The 19,130-nt window shown below is 46.3% G+C and carries 24 protein-coding genes; 8 read left to right on the top strand and 16 right to left on the bottom strand.

Annotation, left to right across the window (positions count from 1 at the left end; translation table 11 throughout):
* Positions 1-103: 103 nt before the first annotated feature.
* On the top strand, positions 104-1,453 hold the full coding sequence (locus U2H13_RS06835) for a S1C family serine protease (protein WP_021493818.1): 1,350 nt from the start codon (positions 104-106) through the stop codon (positions 1,451-1,453).
* A 99-nt stretch (positions 1,454-1,552) separates the two neighbouring features.
* A complete protein-coding gene (locus tag U2H13_RS06830; protein WP_164906833.1) occupies positions 1,553-1,729 on the top strand; it encodes a hypothetical protein in 177 nt (58 codons plus the stop codon).
* Positions 1,730-1,817: 88 nt separating this feature from the next.
* On the opposite strand, the gene U2H13_RS06825 is transcribed toward U2H13_RS06830, so the two are convergent.
* From U2H13_RS06825 to U2H13_RS06815, 3 genes are all read right to left on the bottom strand, one after another.
* Positions 1,818-2,789 carry a glycosyltransferase family 2 protein gene (locus tag U2H13_RS06825; RefSeq protein WP_014417531.1) on the bottom strand — a complete coding sequence of 324 codons (972 nt, stop codon included), beginning with the start codon at positions 2,787-2,789 and terminating at the stop codon, positions 1,818-1,820.
* Between the two features lie 11 nt (positions 2,790-2,800).
* Positions 2,801-4,978: a glycosyltransferase family 39 protein gene (locus tag U2H13_RS06820; protein WP_103526957.1), complete on the bottom strand. Its 2,178-nt coding sequence runs from the start codon at positions 4,976-4,978 to the stop codon at positions 2,801-2,803.
* A gap of 182 nt (positions 4,979-5,160) precedes the next feature.
* Entirely contained in the window at positions 5,161-6,111 is a 951-nt protein-coding gene (locus tag U2H13_RS06815; RefSeq protein ID WP_007610844.1) for a ring-cleaving dioxygenase, read from the bottom strand.
* Between the two features lie 321 nt (positions 6,112-6,432).
* Between U2H13_RS06815 and U2H13_RS06810 the strand changes: the two genes are divergently transcribed.
* The 6 genes from U2H13_RS06810 (at position 6,433) to U2H13_RS06785 (ending at position 10,907) form a co-directional block, all read left to right on the top strand.
* The gene (locus tag U2H13_RS06810) at positions 6,433-7,749 is read left to right on the top strand and encodes an APC family permease (protein ID WP_007610842.1); all 1,317 of its coding nucleotides are present in this window, start codon (positions 6,433-6,435) and stop codon (positions 7,747-7,749) included.
* Positions 7,750-8,034: 285 nt separating this feature from the next.
* The gene (locus U2H13_RS06805; RefSeq protein ID WP_003154804.1) at positions 8,035-8,652 is read left to right on the top strand and encodes a DUF47 domain-containing protein; all 618 of its coding nucleotides are present in this window, start codon (positions 8,035-8,037) and stop codon (positions 8,650-8,652) included.
* 12 nt (positions 8,653-8,664) lie between these two features.
* Entirely contained in the window at positions 8,665-9,663 is a 999-nt protein-coding gene (locus U2H13_RS06800; protein WP_003154805.1) for an inorganic phosphate transporter, read from the top strand.
* Positions 9,664-9,767: 104 nt separating this feature from the next.
* On the top strand, positions 9,768-10,514 hold the full coding sequence (locus U2H13_RS06795; protein ID WP_094295697.1) for a type II toxin-antitoxin system SpoIISA family toxin: 747 nt from the start codon (positions 9,768-9,770) through the stop codon (positions 10,512-10,514).
* Positions 10,515-10,685 (top strand): type II toxin-antitoxin system SpoIISB family antitoxin, encoded by a 171-nt coding sequence (locus tag U2H13_RS06790; protein ID WP_003154807.1) that lies wholly within the window; start codon positions 10,515-10,517, stop codon positions 10,683-10,685.
* Between the two features lie 96 nt (positions 10,686-10,781).
* Positions 10,782-10,907 (top strand): hypothetical protein, encoded by a 126-nt coding sequence (locus tag U2H13_RS06785; RefSeq protein ID WP_003154809.1) that lies wholly within the window; start codon positions 10,782-10,784, stop codon positions 10,905-10,907.
* Between the two features lie 34 nt (positions 10,908-10,941).
* Here U2H13_RS06785 and U2H13_RS06780 read toward each other — a convergent pair whose 3' ends face one another.
* The 13 genes from U2H13_RS06780 to U2H13_RS06720 all read right to left on the bottom strand — a co-directional run bounded on the left by U2H13_RS06780 (position 10,942) and on the right by U2H13_RS06720 (position 19,118).
* Entirely contained in the window at positions 10,942-11,820 is an 879-nt protein-coding gene (locus tag U2H13_RS06780; RefSeq protein WP_007407257.1) for an N-acetylmuramoyl-L-alanine amidase, read from the bottom strand.
* A 13-nt stretch (positions 11,821-11,833) separates the two neighbouring features.
* Positions 11,834-12,097: a phage holin gene (locus U2H13_RS06775; protein ID WP_003154813.1), complete on the bottom strand. Its 264-nt coding sequence runs from the start codon at positions 12,095-12,097 to the stop codon at positions 11,834-11,836.
* A 13-nt stretch (positions 12,098-12,110) separates the two neighbouring features.
* Entirely contained in the window at positions 12,111-12,374 is a 264-nt protein-coding gene (locus tag U2H13_RS06770) for a hemolysin XhlA family protein (protein ID WP_022553473.1), read from the bottom strand.
* A gap of 51 nt (positions 12,375-12,425) precedes the next feature.
* On the bottom strand, positions 12,426-13,187 hold the full coding sequence (locus U2H13_RS06765; protein ID WP_376700746.1) for a phage portal protein: 762 nt from the start codon (positions 13,185-13,187) through the stop codon (positions 12,426-12,428).
* A 56-nt stretch (positions 13,188-13,243) separates the two neighbouring features.
* Entirely contained in the window at positions 13,244-13,441 is a 198-nt protein-coding gene (locus U2H13_RS06760; RefSeq protein ID WP_007610833.1) for an XkdX family protein, read from the bottom strand.
* Positions 13,442-13,445: 4 nt separating this feature from the next.
* On the bottom strand, positions 13,446-13,871 hold the full coding sequence (locus tag U2H13_RS06755; protein ID WP_021493823.1) for an XkdW family protein: 426 nt from the start codon (positions 13,869-13,871) through the stop codon (positions 13,446-13,448).
* A 12-nt stretch (positions 13,872-13,883) separates the two neighbouring features.
* Positions 13,884-15,473, bottom strand: coding sequence for a hypothetical protein (locus tag U2H13_RS06750; RefSeq protein ID WP_029973066.1), 1,590 nt, complete (start codon positions 15,471-15,473; stop codon positions 13,884-13,886).
* A gap of 2 nt (positions 15,474-15,475) precedes the next feature.
* Positions 15,476-15,748: a hypothetical protein gene (locus U2H13_RS06745; protein WP_003154822.1), complete on the bottom strand. Its 273-nt coding sequence runs from the start codon at positions 15,746-15,748 to the stop codon at positions 15,476-15,478.
* Positions 15,745-16,323 (bottom strand): YmfQ family protein, encoded by a 579-nt coding sequence (locus U2H13_RS06740; protein ID WP_029973069.1) that lies wholly within the window; start codon positions 16,321-16,323, stop codon positions 15,745-15,747. The genes U2H13_RS06745 and U2H13_RS06740 overlap by 4 nt, the downstream gene beginning before the upstream one ends.
* Positions 16,307-17,353, bottom strand: coding sequence for a baseplate J/gp47 family protein (locus U2H13_RS06735; protein WP_022553478.1), 1,047 nt, complete (start codon positions 17,351-17,353; stop codon positions 16,307-16,309). Before U2H13_RS06735 ends, U2H13_RS06740 begins: the two co-directional genes overlap by 17 nt.
* A complete protein-coding gene (locus U2H13_RS06730) occupies positions 17,346-17,771 on the bottom strand; it encodes a DUF2634 domain-containing protein (RefSeq protein WP_003154825.1) in 426 nt (141 codons plus the stop codon). The genes U2H13_RS06735 and U2H13_RS06730 overlap by 8 nt, the downstream gene beginning before the upstream one ends.
* A gap of 103 nt (positions 17,772-17,874) precedes the next feature.
* On the bottom strand, positions 17,875-18,141 hold the full coding sequence (locus U2H13_RS06725) for a DUF2577 family protein (protein ID WP_022553480.1): 267 nt from the start codon (positions 18,139-18,141) through the stop codon (positions 17,875-17,877).
* The gene (locus U2H13_RS06720; RefSeq protein WP_022553481.1) at positions 18,141-19,118 is read right to left on the bottom strand and encodes a hypothetical protein; all 978 of its coding nucleotides are present in this window, start codon (positions 19,116-19,118) and stop codon (positions 18,141-18,143) included. Before U2H13_RS06720 ends, U2H13_RS06725 begins: the two co-directional genes overlap by 1 nt.
* Positions 19,119-19,130 lie beyond the last annotated feature (12 nt).

The following is a 19,130-nucleotide window of genomic DNA, read 5'->3' as shown; positions in this document are numbered from 1 at the left end:
CCCACAATCTTTTCATTATTATCCCACACTTTTTGTTTAAGATGGAGTCAGTAATAATAGGCAAATCATGCTATGATGAAAATAGAGAAACGGAGTGAACATGATGGATAACTATCGTGATGAAAATCGGACAGACCAAAAAGAACAGGAAGTCCTTTTAGTAAAAGAAAACCCGCAGCCGGCCAGATATTCCGCGTCGGACGAGGACAAGAAAAAACGAAGCTTCGGCTGGTTCAGACCGCTTCTCGGCGGAGTGATCGGCGGAGGGCTCGCCCTCGGCATCTATACATTTACGCCGCTTGGAGACCATCAGACTCAAGATACTTCCAATACGGCTCCCGCTCAGGAAACGTCATCGGTAACCGCCAAGCAGACATCTTCTGATTCCGGCAGCAGCAAATCGGCAAACAGCTCATCGGCAAATTCAAGCAGCATTTCGAATATGGTGGAAGACATTTCACCGGCGATCGTCGGAATCACCAATCTGCAGAAGCAGCAAAGCAGTTCCGATTTATTCGGATTCGGATCAAGCTCAGATTCAAACTCAAATTCATCGGGTGAAGATGCGGAAACGGGATCGGGTTCAGGCGTTATTTTTAAGAAAGCAAACGGCAAAGCGTATATCATTACGAATAACCACGTGGTCGAAGGCGCCTCTTCCCTTAAAGTGTCATTATATGACGGCACCGATGTAACAGCTAAACTCGTCGGCAGCGACTCTCTGACAGACTTGGCCGTTTTAGAAATCAGTGATAAACACGTGACAAAAACGGCAAGCTTCGGCAGCTCATCCGCTCTCAGAACGGGTGAATCCGTCATCGCCATCGGTGATCCGCTCGGAAAAGACCTTTCCCGCACCGTCACACAGGGCATCGTGAGCGGCTTAAACAGAACCGTCTCGATCTCTACGTCAGCCGGTGAGTCAAGCATCAACGTCATCCAAACCGATGCCGCCATCAATCCCGGAAACAGCGGCGGACCGCTCTTGAATACAGACGGCAAAATCATCGGCATCAACAGCATGAAAATCAGCGAAAGTGATGTAGAAGGCATCGGCTTTGCCATCCCGAGCAACGATGTAAAACCGATCGCCGAAGAGCTTCTCACGAAAGGACAGGTAGAGCGCCCTTATATCGGCGTGAGCATGATCGACTTGGAACAAGTGCCGCAAAACTATCAGGAAGGCACACTCGGGCTTTTCGGCAAACAGCTGAATAAAGGCGTTTATATTCGCGAAGTGGCGCAGGGCTCACCTGCAGCCAAAGCCGGATTAAAAGCAGAAGACATCATTATCAGCTTAAAAGGGAAAGAAACCGACACGGGCAGCGAACTTCGCAATATTCTCTACAAGAATACGAAAGTCGGCAGCACCGTTGACGTGAAGATTATCAGAAACGGCAAGGAAATGACGAAAAAAATGAAACTGACTCAAAAAGAAGAAACATCTTCTTAACAAAAATCCAAGGCAGCCGCCTTGGATTTTTTATATACGGATGAAACTTTAGGCCTGGATCAGCCGTATGACTTAGTGTACAAAGGAGGATACACACACATGAAACAAACCGGACTTTTGCTGGTCGTTACCGGTCTGATCTTGCTGCAGCTGAGCATTCAGCTTCCTCAGCAAAACGCTGCTTGGGGAATGACGCTTAGTGCAAGCATTTTACTGAACCTTTCGGGAACCGGACTGATCATGCGCTCTCTGCACACGCAGACCGGCCGCAGATGAATAAAAAAAGCCGCGGGACATTCTGTCATCCCGCGGCTTTTATTTCACATAAAAGCACCCTGTCCGCTGGCCGGACAGGGTGCTTCGGTTAAGACATATGCTGGTCCCGATAAATCTTTTCGTTTTTAATGCCGTACGCTTTTTGCACGATATAGAGCGGACGGTCTTTTGCTTCGTCATAAATCCTTCCGATATATTCGCCGATCATTCCGAGCATTAATAGAACGATGCCGCTGAATAACAGCTGTATCACAATCAGAGAGGACCAGCCCGTAATGGTGCTGTTCGTAAACAGCTTCATGTATAAAACGATAAACATATAGAGAAAACCCGCTCCGGACATGATCATTCCCGCATAACTTGCCGCCTTGAGCGGTTTATGAGAGAACGTTGTGATCCCGTCCATGGAAAGCTTCAGCATTTTTTTAAGCGGGTATTTCGTTTCCCCCGCAAGCCGCTCATCTCGTTCATATTCTACAGCAGTCTGCTTAAAGCCGACCCAGCTGACGAGCCCTCTGACAAAAGGATTTTTTTCTTTTAATTTTTTCATCTCATCACAGACTTTTCTGTCCAGCAGGCGGAAATCTCCGGTGTCGAGCGGAATATCAATATCAGTCACGTTCCGCAGCAGCCGGTAAAACATAGAGGCCGTCTGTTTCTTGAAAAAGGTTTCTCCCTTTCGTTTCGTTCTGACGGCGTACACCACATCGTAGCCTTCTTTCCACTGCTCAATCATATCAAGGATTAATTCAGGAGGGTCCTGCAAATCGGCGTCAATGACGGCGATTGCATTCCCCTCTGCATAATCCATACCCGCTGTGATCGCGATCTGATGTCCGAAGTTTCTGGAAAAATCAATAATTTTCACTCTCGGATCAATCAGACTTTGCTCTCTTAAAATCTCAATACTGCGGTCTTTGCTTCCATCATTGACAAAGATCAATTCATAATGCTCTTTTGTTTGATCCATCACTTCTTTCAGACGCTGATAGGTTGTCTGAATGACGAGTTCCTCGTTATAAACCGGGACGACTATTGAATATTGAATATGTCTGCTCATGTTTTTTCCTCCTATTCATCAGATTGAAGTTCGTATAGTGAAGCTGACTGATTCATTCCGCCCGGCCCGCCGCTCATTCGGCTGTTTTCACCTGAGGTCTTGCTGCTTTTTGTATCAGCTGCATCACTATTTTTCGTTTTCTGATCTGTGTTTGATTGCCATTTATCTGAAGATACTTTCTTTCCGTTTTTCTCAACCCACTGCACAATATCGTTATTTCCGCCTTTGCCCATTCCGGATGCTAAGAAGTATTTTACTTTCCCTTCTTTTACGAGCTTTTTAAATTGAGTCAGCGTAATGGCCGGGTCAGACCCGCTGTATCCGCCGATCGCCATGACCGCTTTTTTCGTTTTAATAATGTAAGGCGCCGCAGTGTTGGAATCGGTTGTTGCAAATAGATAGTCCGCTCCGGCGTTGTGTTTCTCTAAATAGTTGATCAGTTTTGTATTGACAGATGCGTTATCCATTCCCATGCCTTTTCCGCTTGTTGAAGCGAGCTGAGGGCCTGTTTCAGGCAATGAGCTGTTGCCTCCGTACAGAAGCGGTGTGCTCGCCCAATAAATCGGCATGACCATCAAGACGAGAAGGGCTGCAAGTGAAACATAGTAACTGAGCGGTTTTTGGCGCTGTTTGAATACGAACAGAGCGATGGCAGCCACTGCGCCGATAACGCCTACTCCGATGCTCCAGCCTGCGCCGATTTGATCATTGTAGTTTCTGAGGATAAACAGCTCAAATCCGGTTGTCACAAGAATAGCGGCCGGCAATAGCCAAGTTTTCCATCCCGCCTGCTTGCGGTACAGATGAACGAGGGCGACCCATCCCGCACCGACAAGTGCCGCGATCGGAGGCGCCAGCATAATGAGATAATAATGGTGGAAAAATTCTGCGACACTGAAGAATCCGGCAATCGGCACAAGCCACGCTGCCCAAAAGATCGTTTCCTTCTGTTCTGCTGATAATCGTCTTCTTTCTCTCACCCCGGCGATCAATAAACCGGCCATTCCAAAAATCGCAAACGGCAGGAGCCAGCTGATCTGATCAGATAATTCCGTTTGGAAAAGGCGCAGCGGACCAGGGGTTCCCGTACCGAACATTCCTGAACCTGATTGCATTTTCGAGCCGGTGCCTGTACCGCTTTTTCCTCCGCCGCCGGGACCGCCTCCGCCGCCATCTCCGCCGCTTGGAGGGCCTCCTTGACCGCCGCTTGGCATTTCGCCGCCGCTTGGCATTTTCCCGTTAGATGGAGGTGCCGTCATACTGCCGTTTTGTGATTTGTCTCCGCTTGCTGAACTGCTGCTTGAAGACTGGCCAGGCGGTTTTTGCATTTGTGAAGAACCGCCGGAAGAAGACATCTCTTTCGATGCGTTTCCGTCCGGCCCGCCCTGGCCGCCGCCGGAACTTTGCCCTGTCAGCCGCTGAATCCCGTTATATCCGAAAGCCAATTCCAATACGGAGTTTGTCTGGCTGCTTCCGACATATGGCCTTTTGCTGGCAGGAATATTGTCAACAATGAGCGGCCATGACAATGAAACGGCTGCTAAAACGGCTAACGCGCTTACCAATGAAATGATTTTTTTCTTAATCGTGGTGTTTGCCGCAATCATATAGAACAGCAAGAAGGCCGGCAAAATCATATAAGCCTGAAGCATTTTTGTGTTAAAGCCTGCTCCGACGACAAAAAATGCCGCCAAAAGCCAGATCAGTCTGCCCTTTCTGATCGCTTTAAAGAGAAGCCATGTGGCGAACAAGAGGAAAAAGACCAGTAAAGCATCGACATTGTTCGTCCGCGCGACCGCTACTGCGATCGGTGTACACGCCATGACAAATGAGGCGATACGCGCCGCCGTTTTTCCGAACGTCGGCTTTATTAATAAGTACATGAATAGAACTGAACCTACACCCGCCAATGCCTGAGGCAGGATGACGCTCCACCCGTGCATACCGAATATCAACGCGCTGATCGTTTGAATCTGGTATGTAACAGGCGGTTTATCTACCGTGATAAACCCGGCTGCGTCAAATGAAGCGTAAAAGAAATTATGAAAGCTTTGAAGCATACTCGTTACCGCTGCGGTGTAATAAGGATTCACCGTATCGTCATTCCAGATGTTGTACATATTCAAGAATGCGGAAGCGAGTAAAATGAGAATTAAGACTGCGTCTATCTCGCGTTTTTTCATTTTCACCTGTGTTTTCACTCCTTTTGTTTAACTTTGAACAAGTGTAACAACCAAATGTGAAAAATTTATTAATAAACAAAGACAATTATTTTGCCGTTTACAAATAGGTAAAAAGAATGACAAAACGGGTAAAAAAGCAAAAAAAGATGCCCCCGTCAAGCCGGGAGGCATCTGTCATGATTTCTGATTTACTGAATCGGTTTCAGCCGTGCTTCTATTTCAGAACGGCGGTGTTCGAGATAAGGCGGGAGCGCAACCGTTTTGCCCAGCTCTTCAGGTTTTTCATCAACCATAAATCCCGGACCGTCCGTTGACAATTCAAACAGAATTCCGTTCGGCTCCCGGAAGTACAGCGCTTTGAAATAATAACGCTCTACAATGCCTGAGTTGCTGAAACCTTCTTTCGTAATGATGCGGTGCCATAAAGCAAGCTCCTCTTCATTCTGGACGCGGAAGGCCACATGGTGCACGCTGCCTTTTCCAGGACGCTCGCGCGGAAGATCGTTTCTTTCAATGAGATGGACTTCTGTACGCGCGCCTCCGTTTCCGGATTCGAGTACCGTAACCGTGCCCCGGTCTTCATGCGTTTCTTTCCCGATTTCAGTGAAGCCCAGCACATCGGTTAACACACGCAGCGTCGGTTCTGCATACGGGACGGTCAATTCAACGGGACCAAGACCGCGGAAAGAATATTCTTCCGGTATGCCGCTTTGCTTCACCGCTTCACCGATGTCTTTTCCTTTTTCGTCAGCTGTCAGCACAAGCCGCTGTCCTTCATGATCCTGAAAAGCGAGTGTGTCCCTGCCCGCTATTTTCACGATCTCACTGTGAGAGACCTGATGCTCTTCAAATCGTTTTTTCCAATATTGGAGCGCTTGTGCATCCGGGACACGCAGGCCGATTGAAGAAATACTGTTTGTTCCCGCATGAAACGGCGCAATCCGCGGAATCTCGAAAAACGTCAATTCAGATCCCGGATTGGCTGTTTCATCACCGTAAAACAAATGATACATCGTCGGTTCATCTTGGTTTACGGACTTTTTCACAAGCTTCAGTCCCAGGATGTTCCGATAGAAATCTAAATTTTTCTGCGCATCAGCCGTCAATGCTGATACATGGTGTATTCCATTAACTTTCATTATGTTATCCTCCAGTCAATTATCTCGATTTCGAGATATTTATATATACAATTTATGTTATCCGGATCGTAAAGTCAACCCATCTGCTTCACAGACGGTCTGCAGACTGCCGCTCCCTAAATAACGAACCTTTGATATAAAAAAACCATTAATGTTCGCTTTTAAAACGGTATTTTTTCCTTCTCAAAAGCAGAAACCTTTATCTTTTAGGGAAAACAACAAAATCAGAAAATTTATTTTATTCGTGTTTCAGCAATTAGGGTTTACAATATGGAAAATAGTTTTTTCATCATGACGATTTTACATCTGGAGGGAAAGGATATGCAGATTGAAGAGAACGGACTTAAAAAAGAGATCGGCCTTACCATCGCCCTCTCACTTGTTATCGGCACCATCATCGGTTCCGGCGTATTTATGAAACCAGGCGCCGTGCTTGCCTACTCCGGTGATGCGAAAACCGCGCTTATCGCGTGGCTGTTAGGAGGTATTTTGACGCTTGCAGGCGGATTGACCGTTGCGGAAATCGGCACTCAGATTCCGAAAACGGGCGGACTTTATACATATCTCGAAGAAGTGTACGGCGAATTTTGGGGCTTTTTGTGCGGATGGGTTCAAATTATCATTTACGGCCCGGCCATTATCGGAGCAATCGGCTTGTATTTCGGATCTTTGATGGCGCACTTGTTCAATTGGGATTCCGGCTGGTCTAAATTGATCGGGATTTCAGCCGTTTTGTTTTTAAGCATCATTAATATTATCGGAACGAAATATGGCGGCATCGTACAGGGAATTACGACTGTCGGCAAATTGATTCCGATTATCTGCATGATCGTGTTCGGCCTTTGGAAAGGCGATCAGCATATTTTCACAGCCGTTACAAGCAGCATGTCGGACATGAATTTCGGCGCTGCCATACTGGCCACCTTGTTTGCTTATGACGGCTGGATTCTGCTTGCGGCACTCGGCGGCGAGATGAAAAATCCGGAAAAGCTGCTCCCGAGAGCGATGACGGGCGGACTGCTGGTCGTCACCGCCATTTATCTTTTCATTAACTTTGCGCTGCTGCACATTCTTCCTGCGACCGACATCGTCAAACTCGGTGAAAATGCGACCGGCACCGCTGCCGGAATGCTGTTTGGCGACATCGGAGGAAAATTGATCAGCGTCGGAATCATCGTCAGCATCTTCGGCTGTTTAAACGGAAAGATTCTCGCTTTTCCGCGTGTCTCGTTTGCGATGGCGGAACGGAAACAGCTGCCGTTTGCCGGACAGATTTCGCGGGTTCATCCGACGTTCCGCACCCCGTGGATTGCCGTGTCATTTCAGATCGCGCTGGCCATTATTTTTATGATCGCCAGCAATCCCGATAAGCTGTCTGAAATCTCTATTTTCATGATTTATATTTTTTACGTCATGGCCTTTTTCGCCGTGTTTATCCTCAGAAAAAAAAGCGGCGGAAAACCGCGCGCCTACAGCGTGCCTTTGTATCCGATCATTCCTGTTTTGGCCATCGCGGGTTCACTGTTTGTGCTGATCAGCACGATCATTACAGATACACTGAGCTGCGCGCTGTCCCTCTTGATCGGCCTCGCCGGGCTGCCGCTTTATTTTTGGCTGAAAAACGGCAGAAAAAACTGATAAAAACGGTTCCTTTTACGGGAGCCGTTTTTTTTCTGGCAAAATCACGTGCAAAAGTTGACAGCAAATTCACATCTTTTGTTATACTTTTTAAGCAAGATGTCTGAATTCGAAGTATGTTACGTTTTTTTGGCGAAGTGGGTAACATAAGAAAAACAGGATGAGACACGTTTTTACGAAAAAATCAAGAGGCGTTTTTTTCGACTTTATCTGTTTTTTTTCGACAAAAGGCTATATAATAATTTGATGTGTGCATTGTCTCATTCAAACAATGGAGGGTTTTTAATGATAAAAAGAAAAAAAGATAAGTTCTCACTCCTTTTAACAGAAATCGCAAAAAACATAGACGAAACCGCAGAATACTTTGTCAACTTTAAAGTGACGAACCAGACGACTTTAAAGGAATTTGCCGATACGTTAAAAGAGTTTGAAACAAAAGGAGATAATCATGTTCATGTCATGATTAAAGAGCTGAACAAAGCTTTTATCACTCCCATTGAACGTGAAGACATCCTTGAGCTGACAAACAGCCTCGATGACGTGCTTGACGGAATCGAACATTTTTCAGCAATGATGGAGATTTTCTCGATCACTTCTTCCGATGAGCATATCGATAAGTTCAGCGGATACATCAGAGAGTGCGCGAAGGAAATTTTAATCACGATTGAGCTGCTTGCAGAAAACCGATTGAAGGACATTCACCCTCACGCCATTAAAATTAAGGAATACGAGCACAGCTGTGATAACCTGCACCGTAAATCATTAAAAAATCTGTTCGGCACAGAAACCGATCCGATTAAAGTGATTCAGTACCGCGAGATTTACGAAACGCTTGAGGAAATTGCCGACTCTTGCCAAAGCGTTGCCAATAACCTTGAAACCATTATTATGAAAAACGCGTAACGAGGGGTTATAATGGATACTCTATTACTTTTAACGATATTAATTGTCATATGCGCTTTGGTATTTGACTTCATTAACGGATTTCACGATACCGCAAACGCAATCGCCACCTCAGTTTCGACAAAAGCGCTGAAGCCGCGGCACGCAATCGTCATGGCCGCCATCATGAACTTTCTCGGAGCGATGACATTTACCGGTGTGGCGAAAACCATTACAAAGGACATTGTGAATCCTTATACATTAGACAATGGGTCAGTTGTCATTCTTGCGGCTCTACTCGCCGCAATCGCCTGGAACTTGATCACATGGTATTTCGGCATTCCGAGCAGCTCTTCACATGCGATTATCGGAGCGATCGCCGGTGCGGCCATTGCAGCGTCAGGTTTTGCGACGCTTAATTATAAAGGGTTCATTAAAATTATCGAAGCACTTATTTTATCACCGATCATCGCCTTTGTTCTCGGCTTTATCGTATATTCGATCGTGAAGCTGATTTTTAAAGACAGCAATCTGGCGAAAACAAATAAACGCTTCCGCAGAGTGCAGATTTTGACGGCTGCCATTCAGTCCTATACACACGGAACGAACGACGCGCAAAAAGCGATGGGTATCATTACGATGGCGCTTATGACTGCCAATTTACATAAAAGTGATGCCATTCCTTTTTGGGTGCAGCTCTCTTGTGCCCTGGCAATGGGTCTCGGCACATCCATCGGCGGCTGGAAAATCATTAAAACCGTCGGCGGGAAAATTATGAAAATCCGTCCGGTAAACGGCGTATCTGCCGACTTAACCGGCGCAGCCATTATTTTCGGGGCCACGTTTATTCATCTCCCTGTCAGCACGACGCACGTCATTTCGTCTTCCATTCTCGGTGTGGGCGCTTCCCACCGCGTAAAAGGCGTAAACTGGGGAACGGCTAAACGGATGCTCATTACATGGGTCATCACCCTGCCGATTGCAGGTACACTCGGCGCCATCGCCTTTTTCATCTTAGATCTGTTTTTCTGATGACATCCGCTTCTTTACAGAAGCGGTTTTTTTTGTGACAGGAAAATGATGTCATGACATAGAATGAACATAGCAGACCATTTTTCAAATTGTGAGGGATGCTCATGCTTTTGTTTTTTCAGATTATGGTGTGGACGATGGCGGCCGCACTCATTTTATATGTGTACGCATCCTGGCGGTATGAGGCAAAGGTAAAAGAAAAAATGTTTGCCATCCGTAAAACGTGGTATTTACTATTTGTACTGGGCTCCATGGTCTATTGGACATATGATCCTGAATCGCTCTTTGCCGCATGGAGTCAATATTTGATTGTTGCCGTCTGCTTTGCCCTTATTGATGCGTTTATCTTTTTGAGCGCGTATATCAAAAAGCTCGCCGGCAATGAATTAGAGACGGATACGCGGGAAATTTTAGAAGAAAATAACGAAATGCTTCACTCCTATCTTGAAAAACTGAAAACCTATCAATATCTGTTGAAAAATGAACCGATCCATGTATATTATGGAAGTACAGAAGCTTATGCGGAAGGCATCAGCAGACTGCTGGCCGCTTATGCCGAAAAAATGAATGTCACGGCTTCCTTGTGCGACTATTCCGCACAATCGGATAAGGACCGCTTGACGGAGCATATGCCTGATGCGGCAGACGTTCAGTCCCGTCTTAACCGTAAAGACGTCTACTATGATCAAAAAGGCAGGCTTGTGCTTATTCCGTTTACAGTCCAGAACCGCCATTACGTGATCAAACTCACGTCGGAAAACCTGTTGACGGAATTCGATTATTTGCTTTTCACATCGCTAACGAGCATTTATGATTTAATGCTGCCAATAGAAGAGGAAGGTGACGGTTAAATGGAGCAGGCATTTCAAAACGGGCAGCCGGAACAAAGAGCGAAACCGTTCAAAATGTTTAAAAAACGTTCAATGACAAGTATCGCAAGTTACCAGGTCAGCCCTCATACCGCCAGAATTTTCAAAGAAAACGAGCGGCTGATTGACAAGTATAAACAAAAAAAAGCTTGATTACACTAAGGACAGGAGACACGGCTCTTGTCCTTATTCCTTTTTTCCTTATCTTTCATATAATAAAACCAACAAAGAGATGCGACAGGTGATGATGTGAAGAAAATTGTCAGGCGCGTAAAGTTTGTGGATTACGGACGCTTCGGGCTTTCCGCTTATTCGCTGAGGATGCGGGCGAGGAATCTCGGGCTATTGAACCGGTTAAAAAAGAAAAAAGGCTGAATCCCGCAATGTGAACGGGACTCAGCCTTTTTTGTTAAAGCTGCATCAGAATTTTCGCTTTTACAGCGGGACCGTAGACGCCGTCAGACGTCAGTCCGTTTACAGATTGGAAGCGGGCCACGGCATCTGCGGTTTTCGGGCCGTAGATACCGTCAATGCCGTTATTGACAGCTCCTTTTTCAGGATAGAAATAAAGCGCGGCGAGCGCGTTTTGCACCTGGTATACTTTTTCACCGGACGTGTACGGCTCTGTCAGCTGAATCACCTCGTCCGGAAGAGAATACAGTGCTTCAACCGGCGGGCTGACGATCAGTACTTGTCCGACTTTAATCAGGTTCGGGTCAGCGATGTTATTCCATTTCTGCAGATCGGCCACGCTGACGCCGAATTTCCGCGCGATCGCTGACAGCGTATCTCCTTTTTGGACAGTATACGTCTGTCTTTCCCCAGAACCGATTCCCGCTTTAAACTCATCCCATGTATCCAACAGTCTTCTCGGACAAAGCTTTCCTGACCAATGCTTGTGCGCAACGACATTCGCAAGCGGGATGCCGTGCGACGTCATTAATGTGCGGATGAGCCATTGGGCGTTTGCCACGGCCTGTGAAAAGTTGCCGTCTGCGTTTTCACAAATTTCAATACCGATGGATTTACGGTTGCCGTCCCCGTTTCCGTCACCGGCATGCCAGCCGTTTTCGTTCAGCGGAAGATGCTGATAAATTTCCGTATCATCGACTGTGAAATGCCAGCTTGTCGGTGTATCGGGATTTTTCACATAGCTTGCGTGACTTTTGGCGTTAGCTCCGACTGCGGTATTGGCTGTATTGTGCACCGTAATGTAAATCGGTGTCATTGCATAGCCTGGGCGGTTATTGTTTCCTGCCGGGATAAAATCCTGTGTGATTTTTACCATATTCTCATCTCTCCTATTTCGATAAATTGTTTATTTTTAATAAAGCCTGCTGTTTTTTCCCTTTTGCTGTAACGTAATTGTTTTTAAACCAGGCGGCGGCAGTCGTTATGATTGTAAAAACGGCCGACCCGGCGGCATACAGCGTATCTGCAAGCTGGCTGACCTGGTCCTCCTGAATATTCAGCGGCGATTTGCCGAACATCAGCAAAGTTTGATTCAATAAAGCAAGCAAAAGAAGCACCGTCCTGACGACCGTGCCTTTGTCCGCGAATTTCATATCGGTTTCCCCCCTACTTTTGCAGCAGATTGTACATGATGGCGATGGCTCCGCCAATGACGCCCGTGCAGATTGCTGTCACGATCGCTCCTGTAATGGTCCGCTTAATCCATGTTGTGTTTTCGTCAATTTTGTTCAGTTTTTCATTCAGCGTCATGATTTGCTGATCCTGCCGGTCGGATACCCGCTCTAATGCGGCCACCCGCTGTTCAAGCACCTTATGTTCACCTTTGATGCCTGCGAATTCTTTTTGCACCGCTTGTTCATCCAGAAGCACTTCCGCTCCCCCCTCTTACATTGTTCTCACCTCCCTTCGGAAGTTTCATTCTTACGAAAATGCCGTGCCTTTGACAGAAAGGCTCCCGCCGGAAATGCTTTTGATTTCCATGACGATTTCCTTAAAGCCGGCAATATCAAATGACCACACTTCGTCTGTGCCTGATGTACCGGCGGCTGATGTTCCGTCTTCAGACCTGATTCCTCTGATCGGCACATTTCTTCCCGAGATGGATCTCCCCCAAAACGCGATATGGCCCGACTCAGCCGTGCCGGTGATTTCGACGAGAAGTTTTTTCCAAGCGCCCGCTGAGAAGATGCTTCCCTCGCCCGCCTCTGCTGCATTTTCATGAAAAATCACGTCTGTATATGAAAACGCCATATCACCGCCCGTACCGACAGATTGGTATAAAACAAATTCGGACTGCTTTTGATTTCCATTTTCAAAACGGAACCGGTAATATCTTTTTGTCAGACTGACCCACCCCGAAGCGGTCAGCACTCCGCCTTTGACTGCGACAGAATGTGAAGCCGTCCACGAATTGTTATCCTCGCTCTCTTCGATAAAAAGAGTTCCGCTGCGGTCCGAATAAGCCCACCCCTGTGCTCTGTCTATTAAGACGGCTCCTAAACGGTCTTGTCCGAATTGGCTGTATACTTCAATCGCTTCTAGCGGCGTATTGGTAAGAATCTCTGTCATTCCGGACAAATCAGCAACCGGTGTGACATAATCGTTTTTGTTACCGCGATAAGCTTTTACTGCGCCGGGTCTGCCAAGTTGATCGGCAGGAAATTCAAATGAATGCTTTTTCATCGGCCGTCCTCCTGTTCTGATTTATTAAAAATGACAAATAAAAAAAGCCGTTCGGCTTATGACACAGCATTTTTATAGTTTTCGTATGTTTCACCCGTTATTTCTTGAAATTCCTCAGGCGTGATATACTTCGCGGCCACACCTTCCGCCAGATCTTCGGCAGAGCAGTCATCATAGCCCATAGCCTGTTTTACCATTTCTATTGAGGCCCACTTATAAAACAAAGCGTAAACCCAAAAGTTAAGTCTCTTCATTTTTTCATTCTCCTTTTATGTTTAATAATTCTAATTTTAAAGATACTAATTGTTCACCTAAAGCTTTATTCAGCATCTCTGTTTTCTCCCTTGCCACCACTTCGGCAGACAATTGTACACCTAAAGCATTTTGAGCTTGTTCTGCTTGTTTTCTCACAAGTTTTTCATCTGCCAGTTGCTGTCCGATTTCTTTCAACTGTTCCACGATGGGATCCGGCTCCACCACATCCTGATACTTGTTTTTTTGATTTTCCTTATATTCTTTATCAGCAGATTCGTTCCAAATTTTATTTACTTCATCAAACTGCGGTCTCCATAAGCCGTCCGGAGGTTTTATGGTTGTTGAGTTTTGCGGCATTGAACTTGATGTACTGTTTAAGATTTCAGGCCTTTGAAAATAAAAATTCTCATCATACAAAAAGACTTGCATATTCATCCCCCATTACAAAGTGAAATTATTATCTATTGAAATCCCTGTAATATTCCCCTCTATTTTGGCGTATTTTCCGTTAATTCTCAGTTCTCCCGTTGGTTCGGCATAATATTTTGTTATCCCGGTTGTTCCAAAGAGTGGGGCAGCCATTGATTTCTGTGTTGAAGGGTGAGCTTCAGAAGGAAGTACAGCGAAAATGCTGTCGAAATCTGGAGGAACCACTTCACCACGAGTGAATACCTGGTTGCCCCACACTGCATACTGAGGATTTCTTGCGCCAGCCTTATGCCCATTAATTAGTGTTAAATCATACCAGGTCATTTTATTAAATTCTTCTTCAGTAAATAGACGTTTCCACCCCTTAAAAACACCGTCTGTATGAACAGTCGCAATCCATACATTATTATCGTAACTTCTCCAAGCCAAAATCGACTTTCTACCTGACTCACTCTCAATCACATCATAGTTAAAAAAGGAATTATCATTTTCAACCGGATTGTTTTTCAGCTGAGCACCCATTCCATAATAAAATCCCGAGCTCAGTGCCAGTATGTCTGATCCGCTTTCTAAGCGTGTCCGTTTCCCATCATCCTTTGTCAATTTCGCCAACTGGCCGCCGTTCCATTTGTCTCTTTCGATAGGACTTATATGAATTGATGAATCTATCGCATGTGCATCGACCTTTGACTGCGCTCCAGCTATGGATTCAATTGGATACCAATTGATTGCTGTTTGATTAGAGTTATAGTAAAACCACCATGCGTTACCCTTTACGTCTACAGCATAACCATTACCTATTCCCGGCTGCCCCACTAACTGCATACCGCGCAGACTCGTATTTGACGGGTTGTCTGTTACTGCATTGGTTCCGTAAAATGTTACAGAACCAACGTCTTTTAACGAGTCATAAAACGAGCCGGAAGTTAAATTGATTTTTTGGGTGCCATTATCGGCGGTGATTTTAAACAGCTGGCCTGCGTTCCATGTATCCTTCTCAGCTTTCGTTACATGGATATCAGTCTGCTTTGTGTGGGCATCGACTTTTTTTTGGGCGCCTTCCGAAGTTTCTAACTGAACCCAATCAGTCCAGCCGGAAGCTTTAAGGGTTTTTCTCCATGTGCCGCCTTCATAATCCATCGCCAGAGCCTCACCATAAGACTTGAATCCGATATATAAACCTCTGGCGGATAGCGGGGGAGTATGAACTCCCGTGTTATTTGTGTAAAAGAAAAAAGATTGATTAAGCTGATCTACAATTTGATGAAAATCCAAGCCATCTTGTATACTTATTAAATATTTCCCTGAATCATCCGTCAGCTTTGTTAATTGCCCGTTATTCCACTTCTGGCGCTCTTCCTTCGTCACATGCCGGTCCAGATCTTGATTGTGCCGGTCGAAATCTTTTTTTGCTGCCTGCTGGACGTTGTCCACGTTTCCGAGGCCGATTTGGGCCTTTGTCGTTTTGTGCGGGTTGTTCATGTCGTTTTTATGGGCCGCCAGATCCGTGTGGGCGTCTTTTATGCCTTTTTCCCAGCGGTTGACGTCATCTTCGTTAATCGGATCGTCCGGAAGCCAGTCTGTTTTTTCTTCGTAAGCCATCGTTACACCACCTCAAAGGTAAATCTTAAATCAAGCGTTCTGTTATTGCTGAGATCTAAATTTGTTTTTCGTTCTGTGATAACGCTTCCTGTTTCGTCAAGCATCTGCACGGTTTCAATGTGTTTGACGTCTTCTTCCCTGCGTGTCAGAACGGTGACTGCGGCATCTTTTACGGAAATATCCGCAATCGGAGTTTCTTTGCCGTTTAACAGCACTTTTGTGATCCTGTTTTTCAGATCGGCTGCGGCACGCTGTCTGTAAGCGGCTGATATCATGGTAAGACCACCTCGTTATTGTTGAGTGTGACGGAATAACCGACCTTCAGTTCACTGACTTTTCGGTATCTCCGATTGTTGAGAATGACCCGGTCTTTGATTTCCAGTGTTTCGTTTAATGCGGCTCTCAGTGTATACGCCAAATGAGCGGGTTTGATTTTTTCAAGCGTTTCAATCAGCTCGTTCATGTGCTGCAGGTCATCAAGCCCGATATCGGCATAAAAACGATACTGCCCCGGAAACATCCGAACGTAAGCTGACGGATGTTTTAAAAAACGGTTTAGCGCCTGCTCGATCGCTTGATGTGTGATGGGCGGAATATTCGACATCTTCGAAATCAGCCTGAGCCGTCTCATATCCTCCGTGTCACCTGATTCCCGCGGTATTTTTAATATTTTTTCCCAGCGGTCAAGCCCCCATGTCGCCGTCGTGATAAAGAGCTGATCTGTCAAATCGAAAATATCGTTATTCTGCCGCTCAAACTCAGGAGCTTCCGCCTCAAGCAGCTGTGTCATCTCTTTTAATCGGGTTAAAAACGGCGGGAGGTACGCCGTCATCTCATCGAGTCTGCTCAAGGATTGTCACCTCTTTGAGTTTAGGAATTTCCACGTCACTGAGCACGAGGTTTTCCGCCGCACCGTTCATTTTGATATCGGCGTAGTCACTGACGGATGCCGAGTTATAAACGATGTTGTTAATTTGTGATAAACGGACGGTGTTTTCTTCGAAGGCCATTTTCTTAAATAAATTCAGGACGCCTTTTTCAATCTCCGCTTTTACGTCATCGATCGAGCTGTTCAGCTCAGGCAGCACGGAAGCTGAGATTTCGATTTCCTTCCATAGGGCGCTTTCCACCGTTACTGCCGCTCCGATCGGCGCCTGTCCTTCTCCCTGCCCTTCGTCCGGATCAATATAATCCTTTACTTTCTTGATCAGAATATCTGATGCCGGTTCCAAATTCGCATTTGTGATGACAACCTTCACCGTTCCGGCTCCGTTCCAAAGCGGGAAGATTTTCGCCCTGCCGACGCCGTCAACCTCTTCGGCCCATTGTTTATAATGCTGTTTATTTGCGCTGACTGCCTCCCGGCGGACACGGGTAAAATAGCGCGCCCTTAAGCTGTTGTCATCTTCTTCCTCACGGCCGGGAATTAATATATCGCGCATGACTGCTTTCTCAAGCCCGGGTATCGTATCAAGCGGCAGCAGGTTCTGCCCTGAAATGCCGGCATTGCCCGCTTCACCGGCTGTTTCACATTCAAGCGTTCCATCCCCCGTATATTGAAAATACAGGTTATCAACGAAGAAACGGGAGCCTGGCGGAATGGTGATGCCCGCTGTGAATTCTCCTGCTCTGACCGCTTTTGTAGCAGGTGTTCGTTCAATTCCCGCTTCAGCAGCACGCCTGTCCAGAAATTCTCCCTGAGCCGTATCGGAAAACACGAGCTCCAGCACGGTATCAAGCCAAATATAAGACTTTGCGAGCTCAGCGGCCGCAGGCGCGAGCGCATTGTAAATGACGCTGCCTTCTCTCGTATCAATATCCGCCGTAACGCGCGCCAGCATTCTGTCCATAATGTCGTCAAACGTCTGAGCTTCAAACATCCTCACCCAGCACCTCCTCTATCTCAAGCATGCCCTCATCAGTTTCAACGGTAAAAGAGACGATGAAGGCATCATCTTTTTTCTCAATCTCAAAATTGGTAACGGCCAAAATACGGTCATCATACAGCAAGGCTTCTTCTATCAGTCTTGGGATCTCCATTTTTTTATAAGCATCCGTCGTGTTCTGATCTGAAAGCACTTCCTGCAGTTCATTTCCGATATCATGGCTGAAAACCGAATATGAATACCGTTCTGTGTGAAGAGCGATATAGACGAATTGTCTGATTGCGTCCAGTCCGTTTATCAGTTCATTGGTAATCCGGTTGTTTTCAAAATCAATTCGGTAGGTTTGTGAAGTCTCAACGGCCTCACTCGCATCCTCCAAATCTTCAAATTCGATTTCCGGTGTCAGGGCCATTGCACCCGCTCCTTTTAGATTTGTTCATGTAAAAAAGCCCTCTTCGGCAGATGAAGCAGCTTTAATAGGCTGATATTCTCTTACATCTCCGTCCGGATGCCGGTTAAATTTTGTCCAGTACAAAGAAAGACTGTCCTCCTGTTAAAGCGGCGGTCATCACCCGATCTCCCGCTTGGAGCTGATCATCTTCTCCGGATCTCAGCCGCTTCGGCAAAATGAGTGCATCAGACGGAATCAAAAGTTTGTCGTGATCTTTCAGTTTCAGCTCGAGCGGCGAAACGGAGGTCACTTCGGCCGGCATCAGCTCTACCGGCGCTTCGGCGTCAACCGCTCCGACGGCTAAATGTTTAATGGCATCACTTAATCTCATCAGGATGTCCCCTCCGGAAGTGAATTTTTCTCCGTGACGTCAATCGTCATGGTATGTTTTGTTCCTTGGAATTCATGGCGGTCCGTATCTACATAATAGGTTTTCTTCAGCCCGATTTCCGGAATTGAAATATAGACAGGCAATCCGCTTTCCAACCCGGGAATACCGATCGCCTGTATATTTTTCAGCTCTTTCTTAACGCCTTTTTTCTCAGCCTGCTTCACTTTTGCGCGCTGTTTCAGCTGGGCTTCATTAATGTCGTCAGAAACCGTTTCGGTATACTGCAAAACGCCGAATGTTTTCATGCCCGCGCTGTCTGAGGCGGAAGCCTTCACGGTTTTATCGTCTTTTTGCAGCCGCATGACGACACGGGTTGCGGTGTCATCAATTGAGGTGTTGTATTGATACCCTGTGATATTAACTCCTGTTTCCAGCACCCATATGTCAGACGGCTCCGGCCATTCACGCAAGCCGAGCCTGCCTTTTTCTGAATAGAGCTGATAATTGCGCCCCGTCTGGCTTTTTGTCTGCTTTAAAGCTTTTAGCATCATATCGTAAAGGCTTGTATCATTTTTAAAAACGAGTGATTTAATGGTATGGCCTGTGTTGGCAATGGATGTGACGGGAATTTGAAAATCGCTGGCGATCCTTTTTAATATTTGATCGGCGCGCTTGTTGGAAAACACGTAAACGTCCTGGTTTTTCACAAGGTATTGAAGCATATCGTATGCGGTGAAGGCGACGGTATGCTCATCGGGCGTTCTTGCAAAAACAATGCCGCGGAACAGCTCTTTTCCGTTCCATTTGAACAAAACCGTGTCCCCTTCTGATACGCCGTAATACGTCTGGCTGCCCTGCTTTACGACAATCTTCGCTTCGATGGAGCGGGGCGCCTGATATCTGTGTCCTTCCAGCGTGACGCTTTCTGTGACAAGCTCGAGCCACTCCGTTTCTTTTATGACAAATAGTTCAATCATCTTTTCACCCGT

This window comes from Bacillus sp. A1 (assembly GCF_042296235.1).
Taxonomy (GTDB): domain Bacteria; phylum Bacillota; class Bacilli; order Bacillales; family Bacillaceae; genus Bacillus; species Bacillus velezensis.
The sequence above is the reverse complement of the archived record's forward strand: the minus strand, read 5'-3'. Positions and strand labels throughout refer to the sequence as shown.